The following is a 4,536-nucleotide window of genomic DNA, read 5'->3' as shown; positions in this document are numbered from 1 at the left end:
CGTAAAGGCCCGGTCTTGCGCCGGCAATGACCGGGCTGCTGCCGATACCGATGCCGTTCTGGGCTAAGAACGCGATCTGATCGCGGGAAAAAGGGTCGTCGCCGAAGGCCGAGACATAGGTCGCGGGCCGGCCGGGGCTGAGCGCATGCAGCGCCCATAGCGTATTGAAGGTGTCGCCGGCAAAGCCCATACGCCAGTTCGGTCCTGCCTGGCCCGACAGTTCGAGCATGCATTCGCCGATCGACGCGACACCATTGGCTTCCATATGACTTGTCCTCCTAAAGCTTTGGTGCTGTAGCTTTTTGCAGCCAGCAGCGCCATGCTTGGCGCAGGCCGATTTTTGCGCCAGAAGCGATTTCCCACAGGCGGGAGGGATGCTGCGCGCAGCCCGTGACGTTATCAGCCGAAGAGGAGCCGGTTTGGCATCGATATGGCGTTACATTCTTGCGGGTCTCGGTCTTGCTGCCCTGCTGGTCGGCATTCTGACTGTCGTCTACCTGACGGCGCCGCATTCGGCACCGGGCCCCGATACGTCGCGTTCGAAAAAGACGGCGAGCGGCCTGTTCGTTGCGAGCTTCGAGCCGGAGCGCGGCGTCATCCGGCAGGGCGAGCTGCAATCCTGGCTGCTGACGCTGAAGACCTCCGCCGGCGCTCCGGTGGAGGGGGCCGCGATCACCGTTTCCGGCGGCATGCCGCAGCACAATCACGGCCTGCCGACCAGCCCGCAGGCGACCGACTATATGGGGGCGGGACGCTACCGCATCGACGGCGTGAAATTCACCATGACCGGCTGGTGGCAATTGCGCTTCGCGATCTCGGCGGCGGCGGGTTCCGATTCCGTCGTCTTCAACATCGTGTTGTGAGCGGCCGATGAAGCGTCTTCTCCGCCTCGCAAACCTGTCCGCTCTGGCTGCGCTCGCTTGGCTTGGCGGTTGCGGCGAGCCCGAGTTCAGCGACGCCGAGAAGAAGGCCATCGCCTCGCTGGCGTTGAACACGCTGCCGGCGCTCAAAGCGGACATGACGAACCAGTATGCCGATGTGCCGGCCGCTGCGGCGCTCGGATCGACGCTGTTCTTCGATGTCGGCATGAGCCGCGACGGCACGGTGTCCTGCTCGACCTGCCACAAGATCGACCGTCAGTTCCAGGACGACCTGCCGCGGGCGGTCGGCGTCAATCGCCGAACCATGCCGCTGGCCGGCGTGGCGCGCGATCCTTGGTTCTTCTGGGACGGACGTCGCGACAGTTTATGGGCGCAAGCGCTGACGCCGCTCGAAAACCCGCTGGAGCAGGCCGGCAACCGCGCGGCCTTCGCGCATTACATCAAGGACCGGTTCGGCGAGCGCTATGAGCGCATTTTCGGGCCGCTGCCCGATCTTTCCACCGTGCCGGCCAATGCCAGCCCGCTCGGCACCGAGGCCGAAAAGGCGGCATGGAACGCCATGCCCGCCAGGCAGGCCGAAGACGTCAACCGCGTCTTTGCCAATATCGGCAAGGCAATCGCGGCCTTCGAGCGCTCGATCGAACCTGGGCAAACGCGTTTCGACCGCTTCGCGATCGACCTCGCGACCGGCACCAAGCCGCAAGGCGATGCTGCCTTCTCGCCGGAAGAGATCCTCGGGCTGAAGCTGTTCATCGGCAAGGCCAATTGCGTGACCTGCCATAACGCGCCGCGCTTCACCGACAGTTCGTTCCACAACACCGGCGTGCCGCCGGTCAAAGATCTGCCGCCCGACCGCGGCCGGGTCGATGCCGTGGCTCAAGTGCAGGCGGACCCGTTCAACTGCTTCGGCGAGTTCCGCGACGGCGATGAAAGCGCCTGCCGCGAATTGCGCTTCATGGTGAAGGACGGGCAGCAACTCGTGCGCGCCTACAAGACGCCGTCGCTCAGGGGGGCAGCTACGCGTGCGCCCTACATGCATGCCGGGCAGTTCTCGACCCTCGACGAGGTGGTGGCGCATTATTCGAAAGCGGCGTCCAGCGTTGAAGGCGTTTCGGAGATCCACCCGCTCGAGCTCTCCGATCGCGAGCGCGCCGCTCTGGTGGCGTTTCTGAAGACTCTGTCGGAGTAGAGTCTTAATTTTGCGCGATTCCGGACGGAAAACGGCTGCGCATCTTTCCTGGAATTGCGCTAGCGATCCTTCACCGTTTCCATCGCCACGAAGGTGGAAGTCTGTGCCACGTGGGGAAGGGCCGAAATGCGCTCGCCGAGCACGCGGCGGTAGGCGGCGATATCGGTGGTGCGGACCTTCAGGAGATAGTCGAAGCTCGACGCCATCATATGGCACTGCTCGATCTCCGGCACGCCCTGCACCGCGCGGTTGAACGCGTCGAGCGCCGCCGAGCGCGTATCCGACAGCTTCACCTGGACGAAGGCGACATGTCCTTCGCCCATGCGCTCCCGGTCGATAATCGCGCGATAGCCTCTGATGTAGCCCTCCTTCTCAAGACGCTTCACACGGGCCTGCACCGGGGTCTTCGACAGCCCGACCTTCAAAGCCAGCTCGGACATTGAAAGCCGGCCGTCGCGCCCGAGCGCGGCCAGGATGTTGCGGTCAATGCGGTCCAATTGGTCTTCGCTCATCGGTCTTACGGTCAAAATGGCGGGAGCTAAGCCTATATGATAGCTCGAATGGACTGTCTCGTCGATTTCTTTGGACCGACCTGGGCTCCCAGCTGTGCTAGCTTGCGCCAATCGGTCCGGCGACCGCCAGACCTGCTCGCTAACGCTTGCTCTCATGGATCCGACATGCCGCTCGATGCCATCCGCCAGCAGATCCGCGCCAACTATTTGCCCGACGAAGACGAGGCGGTGAGGCGACTGTCCGCGGCTGCCGGGCTTTCGGCGGAAGAGCGCAAGGCGATCTCGGCGCGTGCGGCCGATCTGGTGCGCGCGGTGCGCGGCTCGACCGACCCTCGGCTGATGGAGGTTTTTCTTTCGGCCTATGGCCTGTCGACCAAGGAAGGCGTGGCGCTGATGTGTCTCGCCGAGGCGCTGCTGCGCGTTCCCGATGCCGAGACGATGGACGATCTCATCGCCGACAAGATCGCGCCGCACGACTGGTCGGCGCATTCGGGCAGCTCGAGTTCCATTTTCGTCAACGCCTCGACCTGGGCGCTGATGCTGACCGGCCGCGTGCTCGATGATGGCGAGGGCGGCATCGAAGGCACGCTGCGCGCCATGGTGCGCAGGCTCGGCGAGCCGGTCATCCGCAAGGCCGTGGCGGCGGCGATGCGCGAAATGGGCGAGCAGTTCGTGCTCGGCCGCACCATCGCCGAGGCGGTCAAGCGCGGCCGTCCGATGACGCAGAAGGGCTATCTCTATTCCTTCGACATGCTGGGTGAGGCGGCCCGCACCGAGGCTGATGCGTTGCGCTATCACCGCGCCTATGCGGATGCGATTTCCTCGCTCGACGCGGGGTCCAATGGCCCGGACATTCGCTACAACCACGGCATTTCGGTCAAGCTTTCGGCACTGCATCCACGCTATGAGGTGGCGCAGAAGGAGAAGATGCTGCCGGTAATGGCCGAGCGGTTGTTGTCGCTGGCGCTTGCCGCGCGGCATTCGCGCATGGGCCTCAACATCGATGCCGAAGAGGCCGACCGGCTCGATTTGTCGCTCGACGTCATCGAACGCGTGCTCGCCGAACCGGAGCTTGCCGGCTGGGATGGTTTCGGCGTCGTCGTCCAGGCCTATGGCCCGCGCGCGGCCTTCGTCATCGACTGGCTCTATGCGCTTGCCAAAAAATACGACCGCAAGATCATGGTGCGGCTGGTGAAGGGCGCCTATTGGGACACCGAGATCAAGCGGGCACAGACGCTTGGGCTTGCCGGCTATCCGGTCTTCACCCGCAAGACCAACACCGACGTCTCGTATGTGGCCTGCGCGCGAAAACTGCTGTCGATGACCGACCGCATCTATCCGCAATTCGCCAGCCACAACGCGCACACGGTGGCTGCCATCCTGTCGATGGCGAAGGATCGCGACTCCTTCGAATTCCAGCGTCTGCACGGTATGGGCGAATCGCTGCACGAGACGGTGCGCAAGGCCGAAAGGACGCGCTGCCGCATCTACGCGCCGGTCGGTGCGCATTCCGACCTGCTCGCCTATCTGGTGCGGCGGCTCTTGGAAAACGGCGCCAACTCCTCTTTCGTCCACCAGTTGACTGACGAGGAGGTCGAGCCGGAAGAAATCGCCCGCGACCCGCTGGAGGCTGTAGAGAAACAAGGCCCCGCCGCCAATCCGGCGATCGCGCGGCCCGCCGCGATCTTCGGCGCCCACCGGCGCAATTCAAAAGGGTTCGACATCAGTGATGCGGTGACTCTTGCAGCCATCGACAGGGCGCGGGCGGAATTCGCGGGAGCGGATCGCTGGCATGCCAAGCCGATCACGCGCGCCGCCGGCTACGGCAAGCCGCGCCAGATCGTCAACCCGGCCAAGCCCGATGAGGTCGTCGGCACCGTGCATGAGGCGGCGGCCAAGCAGGTCGCGACGGCCGTTCGCATCGCTGTGGAGGCGCAGCCGGCCTGGGCAAAAC

Annotated in this window: 5 protein-coding genes; 3 read left to right on the top strand and 2 right to left on the bottom strand. The window is 64.5% G+C overall.

Features of this window, described 5'->3' with window-relative positions; translation table 11 throughout:
* On the bottom strand, positions 1 to 265 hold a 265-nt coding region (locus EOA60_RS19920), incomplete at its 3' end, for a PfkB family carbohydrate kinase (protein WP_245502588.1).
* A 154-nt stretch (positions 266 to 419) separates the two neighbouring features.
* Here EOA60_RS19920 and EOA60_RS19915 point away from each other — a divergent pair.
* Positions 420 to 863, top strand: a complete 444-nt coding sequence (locus tag EOA60_RS19915) for a FixH family protein (protein WP_067329635.1) — start codon at positions 420 to 422, stop codon at positions 861 to 863.
* Between the two features lie 7 nt (positions 864 to 870).
* Positions 871 to 2,070, top strand: coding sequence for a cytochrome c peroxidase (locus EOA60_RS19910; RefSeq protein WP_128293421.1), 1,200 nt, complete (start codon positions 871 to 873; stop codon positions 2,068 to 2,070).
* Positions 2,071 to 2,129: 59 nt separating this feature from the next.
* On the opposite strand, the gene EOA60_RS19905 is transcribed toward EOA60_RS19910, so the two are convergent.
* The gene (locus EOA60_RS19905; RefSeq protein WP_095778463.1) at positions 2,130 to 2,582 is read right to left on the bottom strand and encodes an Lrp/AsnC ligand binding domain-containing protein; all 453 of its coding nucleotides are present in this window, start codon (positions 2,580 to 2,582) and stop codon (positions 2,130 to 2,132) included.
* A 165-nt stretch (positions 2,583 to 2,747) separates the two neighbouring features.
* Here EOA60_RS19905 and putA point away from each other — a divergent pair.
* Positions 2,748 to 4,536, top strand: a 1,789-nt coding sequence (gene putA / locus EOA60_RS19900; RefSeq protein ID WP_128311775.1) for a bifunctional proline dehydrogenase/L-glutamate gamma-semialdehyde dehydrogenase PutA, incomplete at its 3' end; no start/stop codon positions are given.

This window comes from Mesorhizobium sp. M1A.F.Ca.IN.020.06.1.1, from assembly GCF_004023265.1.
GTDB lineage: Bacteria > Pseudomonadota > Alphaproteobacteria > Rhizobiales > Rhizobiaceae > Mesorhizobium.
Note: the sequence above shows the minus strand (reverse complement) of the source record. Positions and strands in the feature narration are given on the sequence as shown.

Excerpts from the sequence above, each read along its gene's own strand:
- EOA60_RS19910 (WP_128293421.1), top strand. The coding sequence starts at position 871 with ATGAAGCGTCTTCTCCGCCTCGCAAACCTGTCCGCTCTGGCTGCGCTC.
- EOA60_RS19905 (WP_095778463.1), bottom strand. The coding sequence starts at position 2,582 with ATGAGCGAAGACCAATTGGACCGCATTGACCGCAACATCCTGGCCGCG.